Here is a 25,922-nt window from a genome sequence, read left to right as displayed (position 1 = left end):
ATGGCAACACCACACCACACCAACCAAGGGAACCAACATGAAAACCGACAAGAACGATGCAATCGCTTTGCTGACCGAAGACCACAAGAAGGTCAAGGACCTGTTCGAGAAATTCGAGAAGCTGAGCGACCGCTCGAAAGTCAACAAGAAGAAGATCGCCGACCAGATCTGCCTGGAGCTGACCGTCCACGCCCAGGTGGAAGAAGAGATCTTCTACCCGGCCGTGCGCGAGCCGATCAAGGATGACGACCTGATGGATGAAGCAGTCGTTGAGCACGCCAGCGCAAAGGAGCTGATCGCGCAGATCAGCGAGATGGATCCGGGCGACGACCTGTACGACGCCAAAGTCAAAGTGCTGTCGGAACAGATCGAACACCACGTCGAGGAAGAAGAAGGCGAGATGTTCCCGAAAGTCCGCAAGGCCAAGGTCGACCTCGTGGCGCTGGGCGAGCAGATGGCGGCCCGCAAGCAAGAACTGATGGCAAGCGCGGCGTAACACCGCCCGTCGTTCCCGCGCAGGCGGGAACCCCTGCCACGCTGGCGCAGTGCTTGTGACGGCCTGGCTAAGCCACAGTTCCATGGGTTCCCGCTTGCGCGGGAACGACGGGGGTTCAGCGGGCCCGGGGCTCGCCCTGATAGGGCCGCGCGTCGAGCGGCATGTCGATCGTGAACGTGGTGCCCTCCTCCGCGGTGCTCGACACCAAGACGCTGCCACCATGGGATTCGGCCACGCGCCGCACGAACGGCAGTCCGACGCCCCAGCCAACGCTTTGGGTGCGCGTCTCCTCCGCCCGGTGATACATCTGAAACAGGCTCTCGATCTCCTCGACCGGGATCGGCTTTCCCTCGTTATGCAGCGATACCTTCACCCGCTGCTCCGTGCGCTCGACCCACAACTGAATCGGAGCGGCATGGTCGCCGTACTTGATGGCGTTGCTCACCAGATTTTCCAGCGCGCGCTGCAGCGAGCCATGGCACCAGTAGCCGGCGGCGGACACCGCGTTGAGGCGGATGTCCACGCCATGAAAAGTAGCCGCGTGCTGCACGATTTGTTCCGCCAGCTGCGCCATGTCGAATTGCTCGATGCGTAAAGGCAGCCCCTCGCCGTTGACGAACAGCAGGTTGTCGAGCAGCTCACGCGCCATCGCTTCAATGCGCGCCGTGTTCTGCAAGATCCGCCTGGCCAGCCCTTGCGCCTGCGGCAGGCTGGACGCGCGTTCGATCAGCTCGGCAGCAAGATGGGCGTTGGACAGCGGCGTGCGCAGGTCGTGCACCAGTGCAGCGGCAAACTGCTCGCGCAGCGCAGCCTGCACGCTGGCAAACGCATTGGCGCTGTCGCGAATCGCGCTGTCGATGGCGGCGTGGATGGCGCTGCTTTGCGCCGGCGTCAGCTGGACGTGCTCCCCATACAGCGTCTGGAACAGGACGCGACGGAAAATCTGCAGTTCGTGGATAAGCGTGGTGGTGTCGTAATGGGTCAGGCGGGCGCGTTCGCCGCCATGCTCCGCAGCGACGACAGCAATGTCGACTGCGCCGCGCTGATGGAACTCTGGCGTCAGCAGCAAGGCCAGGCTGTCGTGGAACGACGGTATCGTATTTTCCAGGATCGGCGGACCCAGCTCATACGCCTTGTCCAGCTCTGTTCTCACGGTCATCTTCCATGCATCGACAACCTGCGCGCGCAGCGCAAGCACGGCGCGGGTAATGTCCGATAGTTCGTCCGGATCCGCGTTGGCGAGACCGATAATTTTGTCAGGCAATTGAGCGTCCGTTCCTGGTGAAAACCGCATCCCGCCTGCCACCGGCTGGCAGGCATTCAACTACGAAAAATTATAGTGGAACGCCCGTACCCGTCATTTTCTGTTGCTAATGAGAAAAGCCCGGCTGCATCAGCTGCCGGGCTTGTCGTGATCGGTGTAAGGCGCCTGGAAAGCGCCGCGCGCTAGTTGATGCTGGCGCGGTTTGGCCTGACACTCATGCGGAATTTGCGGCGGCGGTCGCCCATCAGGTCTTGCAGGTCGGTGACGCTCATGCCGGTAAGTTCGCGCAAGCGCATCAGCAGGTAGCCGCCCAGCGGCAGGCGGTTGTTGCGGACTTTTTCGATGATCGGGGTCTCGACTTTCAGTGCGCGCGCAACGGCCGCGTCGTTCTTCAGTGCCAGTTTTGCCGTGACCGCATCGATCAGCTTGTTTGGGTTGTATTGTTTTTCGACTGTGTTTAGTTCGTTCATGTTCTTTTTCGATTGGGGCATCAGGGTTACTCGACTAAGGACATTGTCGCATCCGGCCTGGCGCGCACGCGTAGGAAATCGCCTCGTGCCAGGGTCGGATAACAGAGCAGTTGTAGCGCGCGGTATGCCAGCGCCGAGCTGGTTCATAATGTGCTTTCCGATCAATAAGACCACGTTAGTGACACGATGAGGAAGCGCCATGCCGTTCTTGATATTGACCCGCAGCGGATTTGACGACGTCGTCGCTAACGTTGATACGCCGGGCGCCGCCTTCCTGGTCAATCCAGGCGTCGCCTCGGACGACGAGATCGCACAGCTGCGTGCAGCAGGCGCGGCCGTGCAGGTCCTGCCGTCGACGGTCGATCCCTACGACAGCGCCGGCGTCGAAGCCGCCTTGCAGGCCGCGGCGCGCGAAGGCGAACCGGTATGGCTGGAGCGCGGCACCGCCGCCCCGCCTGCCGCCCCTGCCGCGGCGCGCGAACCCACCAGCCAGGCCGAAGACGACCAGCACGAAGCACTCCACCACCGCCTGGTCAAGACCGCCGGCGCCGTCGCGCGGGCCGCATTGCGCAGCCTCGGCAGTCCGGGAGGAAGGCAGCCGATGGCTGTCCCGTACATCGGCTTCGGCAATAGTGGCAAGCTGTGGGTCAAGGGACGCGTGCTCGATGAATCGATTTTCCGCGAACAGACGGGCGAAGACAGCCGCTGGAGCAACCTTGTGGCGCTTTACCAGCGACTGGAGTCGGACGAAGTGGCGGGCGCGCGCGTGCTGGCGCACTTCCAGGGGCAGACCTTTGAAACGGTCACTGACCGCGGCGGATATTTTTCGTTCGAGATCGTGCCGCCGCAAGCGGTGCCCGGCGGTGCGCATGCCGTCGAGCTGGAACTGCCCGACAGCCGCGGGCAGGACGGCCAGCCGGTCCGCAGCCATGCCGAAGTGATCGTGCCGCCGCCGACCGCGCGCTTCGGCATCATCAGCGATATCGACGACACGGTGCTGTGGACCAATGTCACCAACAAGCTGAACATGGCCCTGATGCTGGCGCGCTCGAATGCGCATACGCGCAAGCCGTTCAAGGGCGTGGCCGCGTTCTACCGCGCGCTCAAGCAAGGCGCCGGCGGCAACGAGGACAACCCGGTGTTTTATGTGTCGAGCAGTCCGTGGCACCTGTTCGGGCCGCTGGTGGAATTCCTGCGCGTGCAGGGCATTCCCGTCGGCCCGCTGCTGCTGCGCGAGCTGGGCGTGCGCGAGGTGTTCAAGCTGACCAGCCATGGCAACCACAAGCTGGAGAAAATCGAACTGATCCTGGGCTACTACCCCGACATGCAGTTCGTGCTGATCGGCGACAGCGGCGAGCAGGACCCGGAAATCTACACCGAGGTGGTGCGGCGCCATCCCAGGCAGGTCAAGGTGATCTACATCCGCAACGTCAATCCCGATCCGGCGCGCATCGATGCGCTCGACAAGCTGATCGAGGAAGTCAGCGCTACCGGCACCCAGCTGATCCTGGCCCCCGACAGCGTGTTTGCCGCTTCGCACGCAGCCGCCGAAGGCCTGATCCATGTCGACCGGCTGGCCTCGGTACGCTCGGACAAAAAAGAAGACGACAGCGTGCTGCCCGGCGCGTGACCGGGCAGCGATGTTCAGGGGTAGCTGACCGGCCGGCCCGGAATGTCGGGCAGCGGAATGAATTCCGTTTCACCCGGCACTTTCGGGAATGCCTGCGCTTTCCAGTCCTGCTTGGCCTGCTCGATGCGCTCGGCCGAGCTCGACACGAAATTCCAGCTCAGGAAGCGCGGGCCGTCCATCGGCTCGCCGCCGAGCAGCATCAGGCGCGCCGCGCTGGCGCCGCCTGCGCCAAGGGTCACCGCCGCACCAGGCTTGAGCACCACCAGCTGGCCCCGCTCGAAGCGGCCATCGCGGCCCAGGTCGAGGCTACCTTCCAGCACATACACGGCACGTTCCGAATAGTCCGCCGGCATCGCCAGCCGCGCGCCCGGCTGCAGGTGCAGGTCGACATAGAACATCGGTGACGCCACCGGTACCGGCGATGCCTGTCCCAGGAAACTGCCGGAGATAATCCGGGCGGTGGCGCCGTCGCCTTCGATGACCGGCAGCTGCGGCGCGCCGATGTGCAGGAAGGAAGGATCGTTTTCCTCATGGCTTTTCGGCAGCGCCACCCAGCACTGCAGGCCAAACAGCGGCGAGGGGTGGGCGCGCTGGCCGGCGGCGGTGCGTTCGGAGTGCACGATTCCCTTCCCCGCCGTCATCCAGTTGACTTCGCCTGGACGAATCGACTGGCTGGTGCCGAGGCTGTCGCGGTGCTGGATTTCGCCTTGCAACAGGTAAGTCACGGTGGACAGTCCGATGTGCGGATGCGGGCGCACGTCCAGCCCCTGGCCGGCGCTAAAGGTATGCGGGCCCATTTCATCGAAGAAGACGAATGGCCCGACCATGCGCCGCTCGCGGCTTGGCAAGGCGCGGCGGACCTGGAAGCCGTCGCCAAGGTCATGGGTGCGCGGTACAACGGTGACTTCGACTGCGGTGTCAGGATCGTGGCTCATGGTCAGGCTGCCTCAGTAAGGATTGTTGGATGATACCGCTGCTTTCGATCACACGGCGCTGCGGCCCAGCGAGCCGGCGCGCTTGCCAGTGTCGGCACTGCGCAGGCGTTCGGCGCCCCAGACCATCAGCAGGCCGCCGAAGACCGCGACGTTTTTCAGGAAATGCGTCAGCTGGCCCTGGAAACCGGCGGCGTCCGCGCTCCAGAAGGCGTGGAAGATGGCGGTGACCGGTACAAGGAATAATGCCAGCGCCGCAGCGGCCAGGCCCGCCTGGATTCCAGAAATTAAAAGCAGGCCGCCACCGACTTCGAGCACAATCGTCAGCGCCAGCAGCAGGCTTGCCATCGGCAAACCGGAGCTGGCCATCCAGCCCGCAACGTAGGAAAAGCCGAGGATCTTGTTGATGCCCGAGACGGCAAACAGGACGCCGACCAGGGCGCGGCCAATTGGGTAAAACTTGTTCGATGCGTTGTTCATGTTAATTCCTTTGTGTGTCTGTGAGTGAGTTACTTCAATCAGTGCGGCAGGTCGAATACGAGCACTTCCGAATCGTTGGCTTCCGACAGGCGCACGCTGGCTTCCTTGTCGATGTGGGCGGCATCGCCTCCCGACAGCCCGATGCCATTGACTTTGATGCTGCCGCGGATCACGTGGACATACAGCTGGCGTCCTGGCGCGATGGCATGCTCGACTTCATCGGCGCCGCCCAGGATGGCGGCGTAGATCGACGCTTGCTGGCGCAAGGACACCGAACCTTCACGGCCGTCCGGCGAGGCAATCAGGCGCAGCCTGCCCTGCTTGGATGCGGTGTCGAAATGCTTCTCTTCGTAGCCAGGCGCTTCGTTGGCGGTGTCCGGCATGATCCAGATCTGCAGAAAATGCACCGGGTCGGTCCTGGAGCGATTGAACTCGCTGTGGACGACGCCGGAACCCGCGCTCATCCGCTGCACGTCGCCATAGCGCAGCACCGAACCATTACCCATGCTGTCCTTGTGCTCCAGTGCGCCGTCGAGCACGTAGGAAATGATTTCCATGTTCTTGTGCCCGTGCGACTCGAAGCCGCGGCCGGCCTGCACGCGGTCTTCATTAATCACGCGCAGTGGACCGACGCCCATGTGCGCCGGGTCCTGGTAGTGGCCAAACGAAAACGTGTGCTGCGAATTGAGCCAGCCAAAATTGGCGCCGCCGCGTTCGTTGCTCTTACGTACTTTCAACATCGCTATCCTCCCAAGTTAGATTCGAACTGTTCGAACATTGGGGCGAGGGAGTATTCATGCATATCCGGCCCGTTGTTTCAGTCGATGGGGCTATTATGTCTGCTCTTTTCCGAATCAAAAAACGAGTAATTTACCGTCCAATGATCGATTTTATTGATGCTTTCATGTTTTCCATCCCCGAGGTAATCGCATGTTAAAAATAAGCCTTGATGCACTTATTACCGTCGATGCCATCGCCCGCCGCGGCTCGTTTGCCGGCGCCGCCAAGGAGCTGTACCGGGTTCCCTCCACGATCTCCTACACGGTGTCCAAGCTTGAGGAAGACCTTGGCGTTCCCCTGTTCGAGCGCTTTGGCCCGAAGGTAACGCTGACCCCGGCCGGGGAAGAGCTGCTCAGGGAAGGCCGGCACCTGCTGAAGGCTGCTGGCGACCTGGAGTGCCGCGTCCGGCGCGTCGCTTCTGGCTGGGAAACGGAGTTTTCCATTGCCATCGATTCGGTGCTGTCGCCATCTGGACTCATCGATGACATCACGGCGTTCTATGGAGTTGCCGACCAGACGCGGCTTCGTCTCCTCAAGGAAGAGCTGTCGGGGACATGGGAAGCCCTGCTCGACCGCCGGGCGGACCTGCTGATCGGCGCCGCCGGCGCTGGCCCGTCGGGAGGCGGTTACAGCGCAGAGCCGATGGGCAAGGTGCGCTTCGTGTTTGCCGTCGCGCCTACCCATCCGCTGGCCGCGGTCGGGCATCCCTTGACCAAGGCGGACCTCGCCGCGCACCGGGCCGTCGCGGTCTCCGACTCGGCGCGGCAACTGCAGGCGCGCACGGTGGGCTTGCTGTTTGGCCAGGACACGCTGTCGGTACCGGACATGCAAACCAAGCACCAGTATCAGCTGGCCGGGCTTGGCTTCGGCTTTTTGCCGGAACCGTTTGTGCGGCAGGATATCCGGGACGGTTTGCTGGTCGAGAAACAGGTGGAGGAATCCAGGGCCGAGGAAACCTTGTACCTCGCCTGGCGCACCGGGGAAGAAGGCGCGGCGCTGAAATGGTGGCGCGAACGCCTGCGTACCTCGCCGCCCCTGGAACGGATGTGGCCATCACGGTAAATGCGTGCACGCAAGATGCGGTTTTTTTGTCCAATCATGTGCCTGATTCATGAATCCCATTCATGGGACTATGCGCCGTACAGGACAAGTCATTTGCAGCAAGTGGCATAGAATGACATTCAGTCATGCCGGCTATTGCCGCGCTTCAAAGCCCTGCAGGTGAGCGCGCATGCCCGGCGCAGCCGCAGGGCAGCCACACCATTTCCAAGAGGATGCGAACCAACATGGACGACCTTAGCGACATCAAAATAACGCGGCGCGACCTGCTCATCGTCGGCGCACTCTCGGTATCGGGCGCGGCGGTGCCTGCGGTCGCGGGCGCCGCCGAGGGGCCGCCGGGCGCCAGCGCGCCGCCGGCAGCATCGAAAGTGTCGATGACCGTCAATGGCAAAGTCCACGAGCTGGAGCTCGACACGCGCACCTCGCTGCTCGACGCCTTGCGCGAGAACCTGCAGATGACCGGCACCAAAAAAGGCTGCGATCACGGCCAGTGCGGCGCCTGCACCGTCATCGTCGACGGCCGCCGCATCAATTCCTGCCTCACCCTCGCCGTGATGCACAACGGTTCGAAGGTCACCACCATCGAAGGACTTGGCGGCAAGGACAACTTGCATCCGATGCAGGCCGCCTTCATCAAGCACGACGGCTTCCAGTGCGGCTACTGCACGCCCGGCCAGATCTGCTCGGCCGTCTCGGTGCTGGACGAAATCAAGCAAGGCATTCCAAGCCATGTCAGCGCCGACCTCAACGCGCGTCCGCTGCTGTCGGCCGAAGAAATCCGCGAGCGCATGAGCGGCAACATCTGCCGCTGCGGCGCGTACTCGAACATCGTCGATGCGATCACCGAAGTAGCCGGGAGGACAGCATGAGGGCCTTCACCTACCAGCGCGCCGCCTCGCCCGCCGAAGCGGCCGCCGCCGCGGCGCGCACGCCGGGCGCCAAATTCATCGCCGGCGGCACCAACCTGCTCGACCTGATGAAGCTCGAGATCGAAACGCCGGGCCACCTGATCGACGTCAACGGCCTCGGCTTCGACAAGATTGAAGCGACGCCGGAAGGCGGCCTGCGCGTCGGCGCACTGGTGCGCAATACCGACCTTGCCGCCGACGCCCGCATCCGCCGCGATTACGCGGTGCTGTCGCGCGCATTGCTAGCAGGCGCGTCGCCCCAGTTGCGCAATGTGGCCACCACCGCCGGCAACCTGCTGCAGCGCACGCGCTGCCCCTACTTCTACGACACCAACCAGCCCTGCAACAAGCGCCAGCCGGGCAGCGGCTGCTCCGCCATCGGCGGCTTCAGCCGCAACCACGCGATCGTCGGCGCCAGCGATGCCTGCATCGCCACGCATCCGAGCGACATGGCCATTGCCATGCGCCTGCTCGATGCCGAGGTCGAGACGATCCGCCCCAACGGATCGGCGCGCGTGATACCGATTGCCGCCTTTCACCGCCTGCCCGGCAATACGCCGCACATCGAAACCGCGCTGGAGCCTGGCGAACTGATCACCGGCGTCAAGCTGCCCAAGCCGCTTGGCGGCGCACACGTCTACCGCAAGGTGCGCGACCGTTCCTCGTATGCGTTTGCACTGGTCTCGGTTGCGGCAGTCATCCAGCCAGACGGCACCGGACGGGTCGCCCTTGGCGGCGTCGCGCACCGGCCATGGCGGGTTGAAGCAGCCGAGCAGAACATGCCCAAGGGCGCCACGGCGGTGGCCGACCAGTTGCTCGCCGGCGCCAGGCCGACCCACGATAACGCGTACAAGGTACCCCTGGTCCAGCGCACCCTCGCCGCGGCGATGGCCCAGGCGAAGAAAGGCTGACGTCATGAAATTTACTACTCCTGCGACCACCAATCCCATCGACCAGCTGAAAGTGGTCGGCCGCCCCGTCGACCGCGTTGACGGCCCGCTCAAGGCCAGCGGCACTGCGCCTTACGCGCATGAGCAGCACCAGGCCGCGCCCAACGCCGCCTATGGTTATGTGCTCGGCGCGGGCATCGCAAAGGGCCGCATCGCATCGATGAATGTCGACGAAGCCAAACGCGCGCCGGGCGTCATCACCATCGTTACCGCCTCGACCGCGGGCAAGCTGGGCAAGGGCAATTTCAACACCGCAAAGTTGTTGGGCGGACCAGAAATCCAGCATTACCACCAGGCGATTGCACTGGTGGTGGCCGACACCTTCGAACAGGCGCGCGCGGCATCGAACCTGATCCGCGTGAAATACACCAAAGAGAAAGGCGCGTTCGACCTCGCCAAGGCGAAGTCGTCGGCCACCAAGCCGAAGGCCAAGGATGCCGACAGCAAGGCAGGCGACTTCGCCGGCGCCTTTGCCGCGGCGCCCGTGAAGCTGGACGCCAGCTACACCACGCCCGACCAGTCGCACGCAATGATGGAGCCGCACGCCTCGATCGCGTCATGGGACGGCGACAAGCTGACCGTGTGGACGTCGAACCAGATGATCGACTGGAGCAAGGGCGACCTGGCGAAGACGCTCGGCATGCCGAAGGAAAACGTGCGCCTGGTGTCGCCCTTCATCGGCGGCGGCTTTGGCGGAAAGCTGTTCCTGCGCTCGGAAGCCTTGCTGGCGTCGCTCGGCGCGCGCGCGGCAAAGCGCCCGGTGAAGGTTGCGCTGCCACGTCCGCTGATCTTCAACAACACCACCCACCGTCCGGCGACCATCCAGCGCATCCGCATCGGCGCCACGCGCGATGGCAAGATTACCGCGATGGGCCATGAATCATGGTCGGGCGACCTGCCTGGCGGCGGACCGGAAAACGCCGTCCAGCAAACCCGGCTTCTGTACGCCGGCGCCGGCCGCATGACGGCCACCCGGCTGGCGGTGCTCGACCTCCCGGAAGGCAATGCGATGCGCGCGCCCGGTGAAGCGCCCGGCATGATGGCACTGGAAATCGCCATGGACGAGATGGCCGAAAAGCTCAAGATCGACCCGGTTACCTTCCGCATCCTGAACGATACCAAGGTCGATCCCGAACACCCGGACCGCCGCTTTTCGCAACGCCGTCTGATCGACTGCATGCGCATCGGCGCCGAGCGCTTCGGCTGGAATGCGCGCAAGGCGCAGCCGGGAACGGCCCGCGACGGCCAGTGGCTGGTCGGCATGGGGGTGGCGTCCGCGTTCCGCAACAACCTGGTGATGAAATCGGCAGCCCGGGTGCGCCTGGACCGCCAGGGCGTCGTCACTGTCGAGACCGATATGACCGACATCGGTACCGGCAGCTACACCATCATCGCCCAGACCGCCGCTGAAATGATGGGCGTGCCGATTGAACAAGTCGTGGTGCGCCTGGGCGACTCCGCCTTCCCGGTGTCGGCAGGCTCGGGCGGCCAATGGGGCGCCAACAGCTCCACCGCGGGCGTCTACGCCGCCTGCGTCAAGCTGCGCGAGGCGGTAGCCCAGAAACTGGGCGTCAGCGCCGCGGAGGCGCAATTTGCCGACGGGTCAGTTCGCGCCGGTGGCCGCACGGTGCCCTTGCGGCAGGCCGCCGAGGCAGGCGAACTGGTGGCTGAAGACACGATGGAATATGGCGACCTCGACAAGAAGTTCCAGCAATCGACGTTTGGCGCGCACTTTGTCGAAGTGGGCGTCGACATGGCCACCGGTGAAACGCGCATCCGCCGGATGCTTGCCGTCTGCGCTGCCGGCCGTATCCTCAACCCCAAGTCGGCACGCAGCCAGGTGATTGGCGCGATGACCATGGGCGCGGGCGCCGCGCTGATGGAAGAACTGGTGGTGGACAAGCGCTCCGGCTTCTTCGTCAACCATGACCTGGCCGGCTACGAGGTGCCCGTCCATGCCGACATACCGCACCAGGATGTCATCTTCCTCGACGAAACCGACCCGATGTCCTCACCGATGAAGGCCAAAGGCGTCGGCGAACTGGGCATCTGCGGCGTGGGCGCGGCGATTGCCAATGCCATTTACAACGCCACCGGCGTGCGCGTGCGCGAGTACCCGATTACGCTCGACAAGCTGTTGCCAAAAATGCCTGCCTATTTATAAACACCTGCGCATTTCCTGCCCCCCGGCGGCGCGCCTTGCGTGCCTTGCCGGGCGGCGCATTGCGCCCTTTGTTGTCCCGAAATATCCACCACGCATCGATAATCGTTTCCCCGAGGCTCTCTTTATTGTAGGATACGGCCCTTACGGTTAGGTAAATTCTGACGTAAGAATCCGTAAGAGCCGACTTCCCTTACCGCGCTCGTTCGGTAATTCGCGCGCGTAAAGGAAGCGGAATGACATCCTTGTCACCCTCGGCACACCCACACAACCCCCATCAAGGCAGAGCCCGCAGTACGCGCTGGCTGGCGCTCGCCTGTGCCGCGATCGTGCTGGCGGTGGTCGCGTCGGAATGGATGCGCTGGTCGCGCGACGTCGAGCACGGCACATCCCCCGCCTTGCTGGAACTTGTCGAGCCGCCAAGTGTCAGGCTGACGGCGCGCTCCTCCTCGCTGATTCCCATGCCGCCCAACGTGCCATCGGCGCACGCCAGCGCGATGGCGCCCCTGGGCGGCGGAAAAATGATTGTCTTCTGGTGGGCCGGCAGCCGCGAAAGCGGGCCGGACGTCAAGGTCTACGCATCGCGCTGGGCCGGCGGAAAATGGGGCCAGCCATGGGAGGTCGCCAGCCGCGATTCGCTGGGAGCGGCGCTGGGCTTCGGCGTGCGCCGTATCGGCAACCCGGTCGCCTGGACCTCGGCCGACGGCCAGGTCAACCTGTTCGTGGTCGCAACGGGCCTGGGCGGATGGGCGGCGGCCCGTGTTGTACAGCTTGCATCGTCGGACGACGGCGACAGCTTTGCCGTCAAGCGGGTATTGCCGATGTCGCCGCTGTTCAATACCAGCGTGCTGGTCCGCACAAACCCCGTCAGCCTCGCCAACGGCGGCTGGGGATTGCCGCTGTATTTCGAGATTGGCATCAAGTACCCGATGATGCTGGCGTTCGACCGCAACGGCGACCCGGACTGGGTCACGCGCATCGGCAACCGCACCACTGCCCTGCAACCCACCATCGTTCCGTTCTCGGATTCGGAAGTCCACGCCTGGATGCGCGACGCCAGCGACGAACAGCGGGTGCAGCACGCCCACAGCCGCGACGGCGGCCTCAGCTGGTCGGACATGCCCTCGCTCGACTTGCCGAACCACAGCACCTCGCTCAGCGCCATCCGCTTAAGCAATGGCAGCATCCTGCTGCTGCACAACCACGTCGTGCCGGGCGGGTCGTCGCGCAACATGCTGCGCCTGTCCATCGCCAAGGACGCGCGCAACTGGAAACACGTGATGGACGTGGCCCACGGCAAGCACGGCGAAGAATTTTCCTATCCCGCCTTGCAGCAGATCGGCAACGAGCTGCACATCACCTTCACCTCGCGGCGCGAGGCGATCGCGCACCACATTCTTGACCTCGAATTCAGGGAGATTTTGTAATGGAACTTCCCGCACTCGATTGGCAGTTCTTCTATGGCCGGCTGGCATGGGCCATCGTCCTCGCGACGCTGGTAACCGCCCTGCTGCCTGCGGCCTGGCGCCGTTCAAGCCGCCTGGCCGGCGCCGTGCTGCTGGCCTCTGCCGCACTGATGGCGCTGCCCGGCGAGGCATCGCCCGCGTACTGGCTGGTGCTGGCTTTCCAGTGGCCAAGCGGGGTACTGCTCGGTTGCTGCGTGCTCAAGCTCATCAGCTCACGGCCGGGTGCGGCCCCGGCCACCGCCCTGCCGGCCCCGCTTGCGGCCATCATCGCCGCCGCAGGCCTTGTGCTCTACCTCGACGCCTTCGGCCTGCTGTCGCTGGGCCTGTACTACTGGGGCTTCAGTCCCTACGCTGCGCCGGTCGCGGCGCTGCTGGCCGCCGCAGGCTGCGCGCTGGCCGCCGTCCTTGGCCGGGCCCGGCAGCACGCCCTGCTTGCACTGGGCGCGCTTGCGCTGTACTCGATCCTGCGTCTCCCTACGGGCAACCTGTGGGACGCGCTGCTCGACCCGCTGCTGTGGGGCTGGGCGCTGGTCGTCCTTGGCGTCAAGGCGGCACGCTGGCTGGCGCTCAAGGCGCGCGGCGCACGCTACGCGGCCGAGCCAGAACCTCACATCGCCACCGCGCGCGCGGCTGGCATCGAACGTTTTTAATAACAAGGAGTAAGCTTGGTGGTAACTCGTAAATGGTATTCGCATCCTGTGATCGCGGCAGGTATCGCGGTCAATGCAGCCGTGCTGGCGCTCGCAGTGGCCTGGTCCGGCCCCGACCCGGCGCAGCTGTGGCGCTTGCTCGGCGAAGACGGCATCGTCGAATGGATGCAGTTCCTCTGCTTCGCGGTCATCTCGGTGCTGCTTGGCTTTGTCGCAAGCGAGCGCTGGAAGCGCGCCCCGCGCGTCAGCCTGGAACTGCTGGCACTGGTTGGCTTGAGCGCATTGACGGCGTTGGCCGCACTGGAAGAAATCAGCTGGTTCCAGCGCATCCTGAACGTGCAATCGCCGGAATTCTTCCTTGAGAACAACCGCCAGGCGGAGACCAACCTGCACAACCTCGCGCTGGGAAGTGCCAGCCTGCACAAGACGGTGCTGCTGAAGCTGATCTTCATTGCCGGCATCACCCACAACCTGATCCTGCCCCTGATCGCCCGTTCGCGGCCAGGCGTGCAGCGCTGGGTCGAGTCGATGGGGCTGTACTTGCCGCCGCTGTCGGCCGCGGTCGCTTACCTGGTCCTGGTCATCCTGTCGCACCTGCTGATCGAGCACCCGCGCAAGGGCGAGCTGGGCGAGATGTTCGGCGCAGTGCATTACCTGGCAACGGTGTTCACCGCGTATTTCATTGGTGTTGCCTACGGCAAGCCGCCGGTGTTTGAAAACGCCGCGGACGCGCGCCGGGTATCGACCTTGTTCGTGACGGTCGTGCTGTTCCTGCTGATGATGGCCTGGCTGCTCAGCGCCGGCGCGGGCGCAGTCGGCGCGCCGTAAGGACTGCCAGGTTCCACTATCTGGGCCATCTGCGGATGGCCCTTTTTTATGCCGGCCGCTGGATCAGCAGGTCTCCACTCAGGGCAAACGGCACCGCCCTCGCCCACCGGTTGGCGGAAAGCGAAAACGTCAGCGCGCGGACCTGGTGATACCAGCCCGCCGGCACATACAGCATGTCGCCGGGATGGACGACGCATTCGATCATCGACGCGTTGCGCGCCAGCGGAAACTGCGTGTAGTCGGGCGACTCGGGGTCAAACGGCGAGCCGAACAGGATGGCGTTCGCCTCGCGCGGATACAGGAATTCATCATGGTGCGGCGGCGACAGGAAGATGCGTTTGCTGCCCCACACCTGCGCGAAGATATTGTCGTCGTAGTCGCAATGCAGCGGCGTTACCGTTCCCGCAGGACCGATCCAGAAGCGCGGGGGCCCCATCTTGTCGAAGTAGGCGGGCCAATGGCACAAGCCGTTCAGCTCGCGCAGTTCAAGATTGCCCAGGTACGGCGGCAAGCCGGGCGCGCCGCTCTCGACCAGCTCGAGATACTCAAGCATCGACATATCCTGCATCGCGCGGTCCGGCGCGAATGCCGTGTTGATGTAGTCGCCTACCCTCGCCCTCACCGGCAGGTGGCTGAAGCGTTCGCGCAGCGTGTGCGGGGGCAGCACCGACAGCGGCCAGCGGCTGACGATCCCGGTAACCAGAAATGGCAGGCCGGCGGCGGCGCGCGCGCGAAACGCCGCGGCATCGGGCGCGCGTACGCGCGGGACCTCGGAAATCGCCGGCAGGCTGCGCGCCGCGTGCTTGATCGCGTCACGCATTTCCTGGATCGACGTCACGCCGCGCACCAGCGCATCCCTCGCCTCGCGCATGTGCTGTTTTGCCAGCGCTTCTTCGGGCGATGTGGCCCGCGACGCTGCCAGCGGCGGCAACACACGGACCGGGGGCTTGGCTGAGGACATCAACCGAACCTTTCATGACGGGACGACAGCATGCGCGTATCAGGCCTCGATGCGGCGCGCACTCTTGGCGGCCCAGCGATACAGGCTGCTGACAAGGGCGCCACCGACGAACAGGGCGATCAGCATCTGCGTATGTTCGCCCATGCCAGTGGTGATTGCAAGCGGTTCGCCGACGCCCGAGGCCACGATCAGGCCGGCCAGTGCCACGTTGAACAAGCTTTCGCCGACGATGAAGCCGGACATGACCAGCACTGCCATGCGCTTGGCCGCCTCGCCCCACGTGGCGCTGCTGACTGCGCGTTCGAACAGCCAGCCGGCCACCGCGCCGACCACCACGGGAGCCGTAACGGCGCTAGGCAGGTAGATGGCGAGGCCCACGCCCAAAGGCGGCAGGCTGTAGCGGTCCTTGCTGGCGGCCTTGATGAGGAAGTTGACGATCACCAGGCCGAGGCCGAGCAAGGCGCCGTACATCACAAGGTCCCATGGCAGGTCGTTGCCGATCACGCCTTTGGCCAGGGTCGAGATCAGCGTCGCCTGCGGCGCGGCGAGCGGATTGTCGGAGATGGCTTGCAGGTTGGGCGCGCCGGCGAAGCCGTTGGCGCGGTTGAGCAGCTCGAGCACCGGCGGCACCACGGCGGAACCTGCGCCCACGCCGATCAGCAGCGCGACCTGCTGCTTCCATGGCGTTGCGCCGACCAGCTGGCCGGTCTTCAGGTCCTGCAGGTTGTCATTGCCGATCACGGCCACTGCCAGCACCACGGTGGTGACGAACAGCGCGAACGCCACCAGCGCATGGGCCACTTCCGGCCCCATCATGTGCTTGCCCACCATGCCCACGCTGAGCGAGGCGCCGAGGATGGTGAGGATGGCGATGCCCGACACCGGCGAATTCGACGAGCCGATCAGGCCGGCCATGTAGCCGCAGACTGCGGCGGCGAAAATGCCGGCGACGAGAATGTAGCCGACGCCGACGGCGACCAGCGGAAACGCCAGGCTAGCCAGCACGCCGTCCTGCAGGAAGGTAGCCAGCAGCCAGCCGGCCGGCACCATCATGATCAGGGTGACCAGGCCGACGATAAAGATCGGCAGGTCCTGTTCCGAGCGCGGGATGACTGCGCCGTCGACCTTGGCCGCGCGCGACGCTTCCAGCGCAGAGCGCAGGCCGCCGATGACTGGCTTGGCCAGGCCGGCCAAGGTAACGATCGCTGCCGCGCCAATGGCGCCGGCGCCGATGATGCGCACCTTGGAACTCCAGACGCTGCCAGCGTGTTCGGCTGCCGAAAGCGTGGCTGACGGCTCCATCGCGGTGAGCAGCGGGACCAGCACACCCCAGGCGATGACCAGGCCGGCCAGCATGGCCAGGCCCACGGTGATGCCCATCAGGTGGCCGGCGCCGAGCAGCGCGAGCGAACTTGCCGCGCCGATGCCGGTTGCGCCCTGGCCGACCTTGAAGTGGACGGCGACTTCGGCGGCCAGCAGCTTGGCGCCGGCGGCGGCGGCAAACAGCGCGGAGGCGATGCTGCCCCAGACCACTGCCATCAGGCCGACCTTGCCTTCGGCCGCGCCGCTGCGCGAGGACGTGCCAACCTTCAGCACTTCGGCAGCGGCCACGCCTTCAGGATAGGGCAGGTCGGACTGCGACACCAGCGCGCGCCGCAGCGGCACGGTGTACATCACACCGAGCACGCCGCCGATGGCGCAGGCGCCGAAAGTGGGCCAGAACGGCACGTTTGCCCACCAGCCGATCATCAACAGGCCAGGCAGAACGAAGATGACAGACGCCAGCGTGCCCGCCGCCGAGGCGATGGTCTGGACGATGTTGTTTTCCTGGATCGTGGCATTGTGGAAGGCGGACAGCAGCGCCATCGAAATAACCGCCGCCGGAATCGAGGTGGCGAAGGTGAGGCCGACCTTCAGGCCAAGGTAGACCTGGGCCGCTGTAAAGATCAGTGTAATGACAATGCCGAGCAGGATGCCCCGGACAGTAATTTCTCTAGGTCCCGCTTGCGCCAACGTGGTCATCCGCACTCCAGTTCAATAGATTGGTGTTAAAAGCGCCCAATCATAGCTGTCACTTGGAAAAGTTTAAAGCACGAAATCTAATTCTTCTTGCAAGACGCGATCTTCCATCTCGCCCACCAACCAACGGCGGCGCTCATCCTCACTGAATTTGTTGGCCGAGGACAACGACGATGTTTCTGGAGGGCATTCTCAACGGTACACTGAAATCATTTTCCTGAGGGTTAAGGTGAAATAGCCATACTCTTGCCGGCCCGCCGCCCCCAGGGGCGCGGCTTCTCTCCGCCATGAAACAATGCAAAAGGCTACCCGAGGGTAGCCTTTTGACATTTATATTCGCGAGGGGGAGTCCAATCAAGCCCCGAAACCGCATAAATACTAGGCTGTAGACACGCTGGCCGATCAAATACCGTCACTGATACCGTCATAATTTTCGCATTGCAGAGCGAGAGCATAGCCCCTGCAGGGACAAAAAAGCGATCCTTCCAGTGACGTAATCTTGTTCAAATACGTTGGAATTGTATGATCTAGGGCAGGGAAAGTTCTCTTGCTCGTACCATTTTAACAAGCTGCCCTCCTTTCCTTCGAAAGATGTCACGATTGAAGAATGATGAATTAGTATACGTTACTGGGCAGTGCCAGCATGGCACGCCGTCGCCCCTCCGGGTGAATGAGGATGATCTCTTCATGGGGCTTTGATTGCATTTGTAATTAACTGAAGAAGATATGAAGATCAAATTAGAACGCAGAGCGCTAGATAAGTTGTATAAACGCCGTGATCGCTATGAGATCCCGGATTGGCAGCGGACGAAGGTCTGGGATCAAAAAAAGAAGCAACTTCTTATCGACAGCATCCTACGAGGCTGGCGCCTTCCGAAGTTCTATTTAGTCAAAGTCGGCTCTGACCAATTCGAAGTTGTAGATGGCCAGCAACGTCTCAATGCGATCTTCAATTTCTTTTCGAACGAACTCTCCCTGTCAGAAGAATCAGCTCAGGAATTTGGCGGGCATTTCTACAAGGATCTTAGCCCTACGCTAAGTGATGCCTTCGATGATTACGAAATCGATTACGATGAGATCTCAGAAACAAACGAGGTTGAACTCAAAGCGTTTTTCCAGCGCCTCCAGCAAGGACTGCCTCTTACTGCCAGCGAAAAGCTGAACGCCGAGCACGGGAACCTGAGGAATTTCTGCAAAAAATTACCTCAACTGCCGTTCTTCAAGGTATCTATTGCAGTGCCGGACACTCGCTTCGCCCACTTCGATATTGCGTCCAAGGTCGCGATGATAGAGGTAGAGTCTGTCGATGCTGGCTTACGCTATGACGACATAAAAGCGGTTTTCGCTTCGCAAGTGAATTTTTCGCCGTCGTCGGCAGCGGCGAAGCGCATATCTAAGGCATTCGCATTCCTGGCAAAGGCTTTCCCCGCCCCGGAGCCTGTGCTTAAAAACAGGACAATCGTTCAGTCGGTCGCTACGCTGGCATGCCGCTTGGTCGCCACGGGTAAAGAATCCGGTCTGGAAGGCGATTTCGCGACTTTCGTGCGGAAATTCATGCAAGACCTAGCGACGCAAGTTGAATTAGGTCAAGCTGCAACCGACGCGGATTTCGTTCGATTTCAGAAATCGATCAATGCTAACGTAAAAGCCGGTGCTAAAACCCGTCATGAGATCTTGCTTAGAAAGGCGTTGGTTCACAGCGGCGCGTTAGCGGGGGCGTTTGACACTGCGGCTCTCAAAGAGAGTGGAATCAGTGGGCGAATTTCCGAACTCGGGAAATTAATTACTGCACACGTGTCCAGGCTAAACACGGCCTACAGTGCCATACATGGTAAGGATTTATTTAAAGCTACAAACAAGACGGCTACCGCCCAAGCTAATATGCGGGAGCAAATTACGAATTTAATGCAGTATCAGACATTCGTTGACAACCTATATTTTCTATTTTGGGAAGGACCGGGTGACCGTTTGAACGACTCAATGCCGCAATCATTTATCGATGTGAACGCGCTACGAACAGATTTGCAGCACGATGTCGATCATGGCAAGGCAACGAACGTAAAAGCCAAAAAGAAGAAGATCGGCGCGACGTTCCAAAAACTTGGCGGGGAAACGTCGCCCGAGTCTTTGGACCCTGGCCGATTTGTCTTGATCCAAGCAAACCTCATGACTGCCTTGGAACATGATCTATCAAATCTTCAGCTTCCGGTTGGGCTCACAAAATCAGGGCATAAATAGATCTCGCCGCGGGGGCTAACAAGCCTCCCGCCCTGGCAACCCTGCTGATGGGCGTAGCTGAACATGCGGGCACACGTCGCCTTGATACGGTGCGCGATTTCGTGCGCACCCCGGCTTTCGATCTTACGCAGCGCTGCGAGCAGTGCTGGTCCTTGCCCGAGCAGATGGGCATGGAACCGATCTGCGGAAAGATGTCGACTCCCAGCCGCCGTATCGTGTCCGTGCGGTATCTGCGCTCCACGTCGGCAGCTTCTTGCTGTGCCACTCGCGGGCCAGCTTTTCAAAGGTATTGCCGTTGGCCTCACTCAGCTCGCGCTGGCGCTCCTTCTTCTCTTGGCTGGGTCAGTCCCCTGGTCGAGCAACTTGCGAGCGGCCAGGCGCTTGTCGCGGGCTTCCGCGAGCGTGACCTCAGGATACTTGCCGAAGGCCAGTGTTCGACGGCAACGCCATACCGGTAGTCAATGCGCCAACACTTCGCACCGTCGGTATTGATCAAGAGGTAAAAGACCGCCGCCGTCCGACAGCTTGTAAGGCTTGTCTTTGGGCTTCGCTGTGCGGGGCTGGATGTCGGTAAGGGGACTGCGAGTTTCGGCAGGTGGCGGTATCCGTTTTAGCGGTATCTCTGGATACCGTCAACCATAGCGACAAATTTGCTGGATTTTAATGAGCACAAAAAGTGCTCCTAAAACGAAAAGCCCGCGATCTCATTGGGAGAATCGCGGGCTTCTGAGCATCTTTGGATGTCAAACTACTTGTTCCTGGCGGAGAGAGGGGGATTCGGTCACGTCCCGCGACCCCGCGGCGCCCTGCAGGGCGACCGCTTTCGAATCCCCCCCGCAGAGCCCGCAGGGGCTCTGCTTCTCTCCGCCATGAAACAATGCAAAAAGGCTACCCGAGGGTAGCCTTTTTTACATTGTATTCCTGGCGGAGAGAGGGGGATTCGAACCCCCGATAGGCTATGAACCTATACACGCTTTCCAGGCGTGCGACTTCAACCACTCATCCATCTCTCCTGCTTCTTCGCTTTCACGAAGCCGCAGATTATAGCAAAGATTCTGTTGAGTATGGAGAAATTTAGGGGCAGCCGTTTAGCCAGCTTGGCATGGGTTCCCGCGGGGCCGCCGAGGCTTGCGCGGGAACGACATGCTATCAGGACGCTTCTTTCAGTTGCTCCAGAATCGCCGGGTTCTCCAACGTCGACACATCCTGCGTAATGGTCTCGCCCTTGGCCAGCACACGCAGCAGGCGCCGCATGATCTTGCCCGAACGCGTCTTCGGCAGGTTGTCGCCGAAACGGATCTCCTTCGGCTTGGCAATCGGCCCGATCTCCTTGGCTACCCAGTTGCGCAGCTCCAGCGCCAGCTTCTTGGCTTCTTCGCCCGTCGGCCGCGCCTGCTTCAGCACCACAAACGCGCAGATCGATTCGCCCGTCGTGTCGTCCGGCTTGCCCACCACCGCCGCTTCCGCGACGATCGGGTTCGCCACCAGCGCCGATTCGATTTCCATCGTGCCCATCCGGTGGCCCGACACGTTCAGCACGTCGTCGATGCGGCCGGTAATCGTAAAGTAGCCCGTCTCCTTGTTGCGGATCGCGCCGTCGCCAGCCAGGTACATGCGGCCGCCCAGTTCTTCAGGGAAGTAGCTGGTCTTGAAGCGGTCCGGGTTGCCCCAGATGGTGCGGATCATCGATGGCCACGGACGCTTGACCACCAGGATACCGCCCTGCCCGTTCGGCACGTCTTGCCCTGCCTCGTCGACAATCGCCGTCATGATGCCCGGCAGCGGCAAGGTGCACGAACCGGGCACCATTGGCGTCGCGCCCGGCAGCGGCGTAATCATGTGGCCGCCCGTTTCGGTCTGCCAGAAGGTGTCGACAATCGGGCACTTTTCGCGGCCGACGTTCTTGTAGTACCACATCCAGGCTTCCGGATTGATCGGCTCGCCAACAGAGCCAAGCAGGCGCAGGCTGGACAGGTCGTAGTTCTTCGGATGCACTTTCGGGTCGACGTCCGCCGCCTTGATCAGCGAGCGGATCGCCGTCGGCGCCGTGTAGAAGATGCTGACCTTGTGCTTGTCGATGGTTTCCCAGAAGCGGCCGGCGTTCGGGTAGGTCGGCACGCCTTCGAACACGATCTCGGTGCCGCCAACGGCCAGCGGGCCATAGGCAATATACGTGTGGCCGGTCACCCAGCCGATGTCGGCGGTGCACCAGAACACGTCGTTCGGCTTGAGGTCGAAGGTCCACTTCATTGTCAGCGCGGCCCACAGCAGGTAGCCGCCGCTCGAGTGCTGCACGCCCTTCGGCGTGCCGGTCGAACCGGAGGTGTAGAGAATGAACAGCGGGTGCTCCGCGCCAACCCATTCCGGCTCGCATTCGGCCGGCTGGGCATCGACCAGGTCGTGCAGCCAGGTGTCGCGGCCTTCGACGAAAGGAATATTGCCGCCCGTGCGCTTGTAGACGATCACGTCCTTCATCGTCGTGCAGCCGCCCAGCGCCAGCGCTTCGTCGACGATGGTCTTGAGGGGCAGATGTTTGCCGCCTCGCATTTGTTCGTCAGCCGTGATGACGGCGACAGCACCGGCGTCGATGATGCGCTCTTGCAGCGATTTGGCCGAGAAGCCGCCGAACACCACCGAGTGGGTGGCGCCGATGCGGGCGCAGGCTTGCATTGCGGCGACGCCTTCGATCGACATCGGCATGTAGATGACAACGCGGTCGCCCTTCTTGATGCCGCGCGACTTCAGGCCGTTGGCGAACTTGCAGACTTTTTCGTACAGTTCCTGATATGTGGCGCGGGTAACCTTGCCGTCGTCCGCTTCGAAGATGATCGCGGTTTTGCCGGCATTGCCGTTCTTGAGGTTGCGGTCGAGGCAGTTGTACGAGACATTCAGCTCACCGTCGGCAAACCACTTGTAGAAAGGGGCTTCCGATTCATCCAGCGTGCTGGTGAAGGGCTTGTGCCAGTCGAGATTTTCGCGCGCCAGGCGTGCCCAGAAGCCTTCGTAGTCGCCGGCCGCTTCGGCGCACAGCTTGTTGTATGCGTCCATGCCGGAAATCGCCGCGTTTGCCACAAACTCCGCTGGCGGTGCGAATACGCGATTTTCCTGCAAGCCCTGATTGTCTTGATTAACCATGCTCGTCTCCCTAAGGTGCTTTAGTTTTGCAACAACATTAGACGCCGTCGCTTACTGCCCCCTTACAGTGCAAAAAAGCTCACGATGTGTGTTTGTTATGGTGCGCTGGGGGCGCTGTTCTATATGATTTTACCAATCTTTCAATCATCAATACCGAGGCCTTTGCCCTACCGGCCCAAGGCGAGGCGGTTTCGCCTGATCGTTTGGGCGAAATCAAACTTCCTTTATGCAACGCCCTTGCAAAACGTCGCTGCTCAGCAGGTGTAAAATGACGCATCGCAAATTTCTGCCTTTCCTGGAGCATCACCCGAATGTCTGAACCGCGTTTCCCGAATACCCCGCCAAAAAAACTGACTCCCCTCAATGCACTGATCTTCTCCAGCCGCTGGCTGCAGCTACCGTTGTACCTCGGACTGATCCTGGCGCAGTGCGTTTACGTGTTCCATTTTTGGGTTGAACTGAAAGACCTGATCGGCGCCGCCATGGGCAATGCCGACTCGCTGAAGCACCTGCTCGATGCGGTAACGGTGCCGGGCGCCGTGCGTCCCACTATACTGAATGAAGCCACCATCATGCTGGTCGTACTCGGCCTGATCGACGTGGTCATGATTTCTAACTTGCTGATCATGGTGATCGTCGGCGGCTACGAGACCTTTGTCTCGCGCATGCATCTGCAGGGCCATCCCGACCAGCCCGAATGGCTGTCGCATGTCAACGCGTCGGTGCTGAAGACCAAGCTGGCGATGGCGATTGTCGGCATTTCGTCGATTCACTTGCTCAAGACCTTTATCAATGCCGCTGCCTACACCGAAAAAGTCCTGGTCGCGCAAACGGTCATCCACTCCGTATTCTTGCTGTCGGCACTGGCAATCGCGTACACCGACCGCATCATGACAACGACGCAGAACGCGTCCAAAACGACTCACTAACGTCCAACCGAGAACTCCCATGACCGTCATCAAACAGGAAGACCTGATCGAATCCGTCGCCGCCGCGCTTCAGTACATCAGCTATTACCACCCTGCCGATTACATCCAGCACCTGGCGCGCGCGTACGAAGCCGAGCAGAGCCCGGCCGCGAAGGACGCGATCGCCCAGATCCTGACCAACTCGCGCATGTGCGCGGAAGGCAAGCGCCCGATCTGCCAGGACACCGGCATCGTTAACGTGTTCCTGAAAATCGGCATGGGCGTGCGCTTCGAAGGTTTCTCGGGCACCGTCACCGACGCCGTCAACGAAGGCGTGCGCCGCGCGTACAACTTCGACGACAACAAGCTGCGCGCATCGATCGTGGCCGACCCGCAGTTCGACCGCAAGAACACCAAGGACAACACGCCGGCTGTGGTTCACATGGAACTGGTCGAGGGCAACACCGTCGACGTGAAGGTGGCAGCCAAAGGCGGCGGCTCTGAAAACAAGACCAAGTTCGTCATGCTGAACCCGTCCGATTCGCTGATCGACTGGGTCATGAAGACCGTGCCGACCATGGGCGCAGGCTGGTGCCCGCCAGGCATGCTGGGTATCGGCATCGGCGGCACCGCCGAGAAGGCGATGCTGATGGCCAAGGAAGTGCTGATGGACGACATCGACATGTACGAACTCAAGCAGCGCGGCCCGCAGAACAAGACCGAAGAACTGCGTATCGAACTGTGCGACAAGATCAACTCGCTGGGCATTGGCGCGCAAGGCCTGGGCGGCCTGACCACCGTGCTCGACGTGAAGATCAAGATGTACCCGACCCACGCCGCATCCAAGCCGGTTGCGATGATCCCGAACTGCGCGGCAACCCGCCATGCGCACTTCGTGCTCGACGGCTCCGGTCCGAGCTACATCGAACCGCCTGCGCTGTCGACCTGGCCTGAAGTGCACTGGACGCCGGACACCGAAAAGTCGCGCCGCGTCAACCTCGACACCCTGACCCGCGAAGAAGTTGCATCGTGGACGCCGGGCCAGACCCTGCTGCTGAACGGCAAAATGCTGACCGGCCGCGACGCTGCCCACAAGCGCATCCAGGACATGCTGGCCAAAGGCGAGCAGTTGCCGGTCGACTTCACCAACCGCGTGATTTACTACGTCGGCCCGGTCGATCCGGTCCGCGACGAAGCAGTCGGCCCGGCTGGCCCGACGACCGCGACCCGGATGGACAAGTTCACCGAGATGATGCTCGACAAAACCGGCCTGATCGCGATGATCGGCAAGGCCGAGCGTGGTCCTGCGGCGATCGAATCGATCCAGAAGCACAAATCGGCCTACCTGATGGCAGTTGGCGGCGCCGCTTACCTGGTGTCGAAAGCGATCAAGAATGCCCGCGTGCTCGGTTTCGAAGACATGGGCATGGAAGCGATCTACGAGTTCGACGTGGTCGACATGCCGGTGACGGTAGCGGTCGACTCCAACGGCACATCGGTCCACAACACCGGCCCGAAAGAATGGGCAGCCAAGATCGAAACGCTGAACATCCCTGTCGTCACGAAATAAATCGATAGCGAATCACGTAGGGCGGACAAGCGAAGCGCCTCCGCCGTTTTAACTTGAACGGCGGAAGGCGCTTGCATTAGCATCCCACTATGGAAAACAATTCCCTTCCGTCTCTCGCCGCCCCCATCGGCGTCTTCGACTCCGGCGTCGGCGGCCTCTCGGTCCTGCGCCACATCCACGCCCAGCTCCCCAACGAACACCTGCTCTACTTCGCCGACTCCGGCTTCGCCCCCTACGGCGACAAGCCCGAGCACGTGGTCGCAGAACGCTCGCTCGCCATCGCCGCCTTCCTGGTCGCCCGCGGCGCCAAGGCCCTGGTGGTCGCCTGCAACACCGCCACCGTCGCCGCGATCCGCCTGATCCGCGAGCACTACCCCGACATGCCCATCGTCGGCGTCGAGCCCGGCCTGAAGCCAGCTGCCGCCGCTTCACGCAACGGCAAGGTCGGCGTACTGGCCACCGAATGCACGCTTGGCGGCGCCAAGTTCCTGCAACTGCGCGAACAAGTCGGACTGGCCAGCGAAGTCGAATTCCTGCTGCAAGGCTGCACCGGCCTGGCCGACCAGATCGAACTTGGCGAGCTGGACTCGGCCGCCACGACGGCCATGCTGAAGCGCTACATCGCGCCGCTGCTGGACCAGGGCGCAGATACGCTGGTGCTCGGCTGCACCCACTACCCCTTCGTGACGGCGACCATCAATTCGATTGTCCGCGGCGAGACGGCGCGTGAAGTAGTCCTGATCGACACCGGCGACGCGGTGGCGCGCCAGCTCGCGCGGCTGCTGGCAGCGTCCGGGCGCACCAATCCGGCAGGTCAGGAGCCGGCGAGGATTGAAGGCTTCACCAGCGCCAGCGCCGCCGCCCTGTCGGTGGCGTTTTCCAGCCTGCTGGGGATCGACGCGCCGGTGTCCGAGGTGGAACTCGCGGGAAAATCATTGGTCCAAGCGAATCTCGACATTTAGATTTGCCATTCCAAAGATATGTTTGTATAATCTCTAGCTGTCCCGGAAGCAT

22 protein-coding genes, 1 tRNA gene and 1 pseudogene are annotated in these 25,922 nt (G+C 62.3%); 13 read left to right on the top strand and 11 right to left on the bottom strand.

All coding sequences use genetic code 11. The annotated features are described in order from the left end of the window. Nucleotides 1–37 precede the first annotated feature (37 nt). Complete coding sequence (locus LMJ30_RS03370; RefSeq protein ID WP_229430924.1) at nt 38–496, top strand: hemerythrin domain-containing protein; 459 nt, start codon at nt 38–40, stop codon at nt 494–496. Nucleotides 497–611: 115 nt separating this feature from the next. Here LMJ30_RS03370 and LMJ30_RS03365 read toward each other — a convergent pair whose 3' ends face one another. Together LMJ30_RS03365 and LMJ30_RS03360 are read right to left on the bottom strand one after the other, a co-directional pair. Continuing rightward, nucleotides 612–1,760 carry a sensor histidine kinase gene (locus LMJ30_RS03365; protein WP_229430923.1) on the bottom strand — a complete coding sequence of 383 codons (1,149 nt, stop codon included), beginning with the start codon at nt 1,758–1,760 and terminating at the stop codon, nt 612–614. Between the two features lie 182 nt (nt 1,761–1,942). Continuing rightward, complete coding sequence (locus LMJ30_RS03360; protein ID WP_229430922.1) at nt 1,943–2,230, bottom strand: hypothetical protein; 288 nt, start codon at nt 2,228–2,230, stop codon at nt 1,943–1,945. Between the two features lie 199 nt (nt 2,231–2,429). Between LMJ30_RS03360 and LMJ30_RS03355 the strand changes: the two genes are divergently transcribed. Further along, a complete protein-coding gene (locus LMJ30_RS03355) occupies nt 2,430–3,860 on the top strand; it encodes an App1 family protein phosphatidate phosphatase (protein WP_229430921.1) in 1,431 nt (476 codons plus the stop codon). Nucleotides 3,861–3,874: 14 nt separating this feature from the next. Here the strand turns inward: LMJ30_RS03355 and LMJ30_RS03350 are convergent, their stop codons facing one another. From LMJ30_RS03350 to LMJ30_RS03340, 3 genes are read right to left on the bottom strand one after another with little or no spacing between them, the layout of a single operon-like run. Next, on the bottom strand, nt 3,875–4,795 hold the full coding sequence (locus tag LMJ30_RS03350) for a pirin family protein (protein WP_229430920.1): 921 nt from the start codon (nt 4,793–4,795) through the stop codon (nt 3,875–3,877). Between the two features lie 48 nt (nt 4,796–4,843). Further along, complete coding sequence (locus LMJ30_RS03345) at nt 4,844–5,272, bottom strand: DoxX family protein (protein WP_229430919.1); 429 nt, start codon at nt 5,270–5,272, stop codon at nt 4,844–4,846. Nucleotides 5,273–5,310: 38 nt separating this feature from the next. After that, a complete protein-coding gene (locus LMJ30_RS03340) occupies nt 5,311–6,012 on the bottom strand; it encodes a pirin family protein (RefSeq protein ID WP_229430918.1) in 702 nt (233 codons plus the stop codon). A gap of 190 nt (nt 6,013–6,202) precedes the next feature. On the opposite strand from LMJ30_RS03340, the gene LMJ30_RS03335 reads away from it, so the two are divergent. The 7 genes from LMJ30_RS03335 to LMJ30_RS03305 all read left to right on the top strand — a co-directional run bounded on the left by LMJ30_RS03335 (nt 6,203) and on the right by LMJ30_RS03305 (nt 14,077). After that, nucleotides 6,203–7,114 carry a LysR substrate-binding domain-containing protein gene (locus LMJ30_RS03335; RefSeq protein WP_229430917.1) on the top strand — a complete coding sequence of 304 codons (912 nt, stop codon included), beginning with the start codon at nt 6,203–6,205 and terminating at the stop codon, nt 7,112–7,114. 224 nt (nt 7,115–7,338) lie between these two features. Further along, nucleotides 7,339–7,983, top strand: coding sequence for an aldehyde dehydrogenase iron-sulfur subunit PaoA (gene paoA / locus LMJ30_RS03330; protein WP_229430916.1), 645 nt, complete (start codon nt 7,339–7,341; stop codon nt 7,981–7,983). After that, the gene (locus LMJ30_RS03325) at nt 7,980–8,933 is read left to right on the top strand and encodes an FAD binding domain-containing protein (RefSeq protein ID WP_229430915.1); all 954 of its coding nucleotides are present in this window, start codon (nt 7,980–7,982) and stop codon (nt 8,931–8,933) included. The genes paoA and LMJ30_RS03325 overlap by 4 nt, the downstream gene beginning before the upstream one ends. 4 nt (nt 8,934–8,937) lie before the next feature. Continuing rightward, the gene (gene paoC / locus LMJ30_RS03320) at nt 8,938–11,136 is read left to right on the top strand and encodes an aldehyde oxidoreductase molybdenum-binding subunit PaoC (protein ID WP_229430914.1); all 2,199 of its coding nucleotides are present in this window, start codon (nt 8,938–8,940) and stop codon (nt 11,134–11,136) included. Between the two features lie 233 nt (nt 11,137–11,369). Then, nucleotides 11,370–12,560, top strand: a complete 1,191-nt coding sequence (locus LMJ30_RS03315) for an exo-alpha-sialidase (RefSeq protein WP_229430913.1) — start codon at nt 11,370–11,372, stop codon at nt 12,558–12,560. After that, complete coding sequence (locus LMJ30_RS03310) at nt 12,560–13,249, top strand: hypothetical protein (protein WP_229430912.1); 690 nt, start codon at nt 12,560–12,562, stop codon at nt 13,247–13,249. The genes LMJ30_RS03315 and LMJ30_RS03310 overlap by 1 nt, the downstream gene beginning before the upstream one ends. An 18-nt stretch (nt 13,250–13,267) precedes the next feature. Next, the gene (locus tag LMJ30_RS03305; protein WP_229430911.1) at nt 13,268–14,077 is read left to right on the top strand and encodes a hypothetical protein; all 810 of its coding nucleotides are present in this window, start codon (nt 13,268–13,270) and stop codon (nt 14,075–14,077) included. Between the two features lie 46 nt (nt 14,078–14,123). Here the strand turns inward: LMJ30_RS03305 and LMJ30_RS03300 are convergent, their stop codons facing one another. After that, the gene (locus LMJ30_RS03300; RefSeq protein ID WP_229430910.1) at nt 14,124–15,038 is read right to left on the bottom strand and encodes a cupin-like domain-containing protein; all 915 of its coding nucleotides are present in this window, start codon (nt 15,036–15,038) and stop codon (nt 14,124–14,126) included. 39 nt (nt 15,039–15,077) lie between these two features. Beyond that, nucleotides 15,078–17,060 carry an OPT family oligopeptide transporter gene (locus LMJ30_RS03295; protein WP_229430909.1) on the bottom strand — a complete coding sequence of 661 codons (1,983 nt, stop codon included), beginning with the start codon at nt 17,058–17,060 and terminating at the stop codon, nt 15,078–15,080. Nucleotides 17,061–17,783: 723 nt separating this feature from the next. On the opposite strand from LMJ30_RS03295, the gene LMJ30_RS03290 reads away from it, so the two are divergent. Further along, entirely contained in the window at nt 17,784–19,295 is a 1,512-nt protein-coding gene (locus tag LMJ30_RS03290; RefSeq protein ID WP_229430908.1) for a DUF262 domain-containing protein, read from the top strand. On the opposite strand, the gene LMJ30_RS21830 is transcribed toward LMJ30_RS03290, so the two are convergent. The 4 genes and pseudogenes from LMJ30_RS21830 to acs all read right to left on the bottom strand — a co-directional run bounded on the left by LMJ30_RS21830 (nt 19,256) and on the right by acs (nt 22,430). Beyond that, on the bottom strand, nt 19,256–19,600 hold the full coding sequence (locus LMJ30_RS21830) for a phage integrase central domain-containing protein (protein WP_371872967.1): 345 nt from the start codon (nt 19,598–19,600) through the stop codon (nt 19,256–19,258). The two genes, LMJ30_RS03290 and LMJ30_RS21830, sit on opposite strands and share 40 nt — an antisense overlap. Further along, nucleotides 19,601–19,732 (bottom strand): annotated as a pseudogene (locus LMJ30_RS21825) (Arm DNA-binding domain-containing protein); the annotation flags it as partial. 485 nt (nt 19,733–20,217) lie between these two features. Next, a tRNA-Ser gene (locus LMJ30_RS03285) sits at nt 20,218–20,308 on the bottom strand. A gap of 136 nt (nt 20,309–20,444) precedes the next feature. Beyond that, nucleotides 20,445–22,430: an acetate--CoA ligase gene (gene acs, locus LMJ30_RS03280; protein WP_229430907.1), complete on the bottom strand. Its 1,986-nt coding sequence runs from the start codon at nt 22,428–22,430 to the stop codon at nt 20,445–20,447. A 311-nt stretch (nt 22,431–22,741) separates the two neighbouring features. On the opposite strand from acs, the gene LMJ30_RS03275 reads away from it, so the two are divergent. The 3 genes from LMJ30_RS03275 (at nt 22,742) to murI (ending at nt 25,870) form a co-directional block, all read left to right on the top strand. Continuing rightward, on the top strand, nt 22,742–23,359 hold the full coding sequence (locus tag LMJ30_RS03275) for a YqhA family protein (RefSeq protein ID WP_229430906.1): 618 nt from the start codon (nt 22,742–22,744) through the stop codon (nt 23,357–23,359). Between the two features lie 19 nt (nt 23,360–23,378). Further along, the gene (locus LMJ30_RS03270; protein WP_229430905.1) at nt 23,379–24,908 is read left to right on the top strand and encodes a fumarate hydratase; all 1,530 of its coding nucleotides are present in this window, start codon (nt 23,379–23,381) and stop codon (nt 24,906–24,908) included. Nucleotides 24,909–24,997: 89 nt separating this feature from the next. Further along, nucleotides 24,998–25,870 (top strand): glutamate racemase, encoded by an 873-nt coding sequence (gene murI / locus LMJ30_RS03265; RefSeq protein ID WP_229430904.1) that lies wholly within the window; start codon nt 24,998–25,000, stop codon nt 25,868–25,870. Nucleotides 25,871–25,922: the final 52 nt, after the last annotated feature.

This window comes from Massilia agrisoli (assembly GCF_020831365.1).
In the GTDB taxonomy this organism is placed as follows: Bacteria; Pseudomonadota; Gammaproteobacteria; order Burkholderiales; family Burkholderiaceae_D; genus Telluria_A; species Telluria_A agrisoli.
This window is presented reverse-complemented; position numbering and strand designations above follow the sequence as displayed.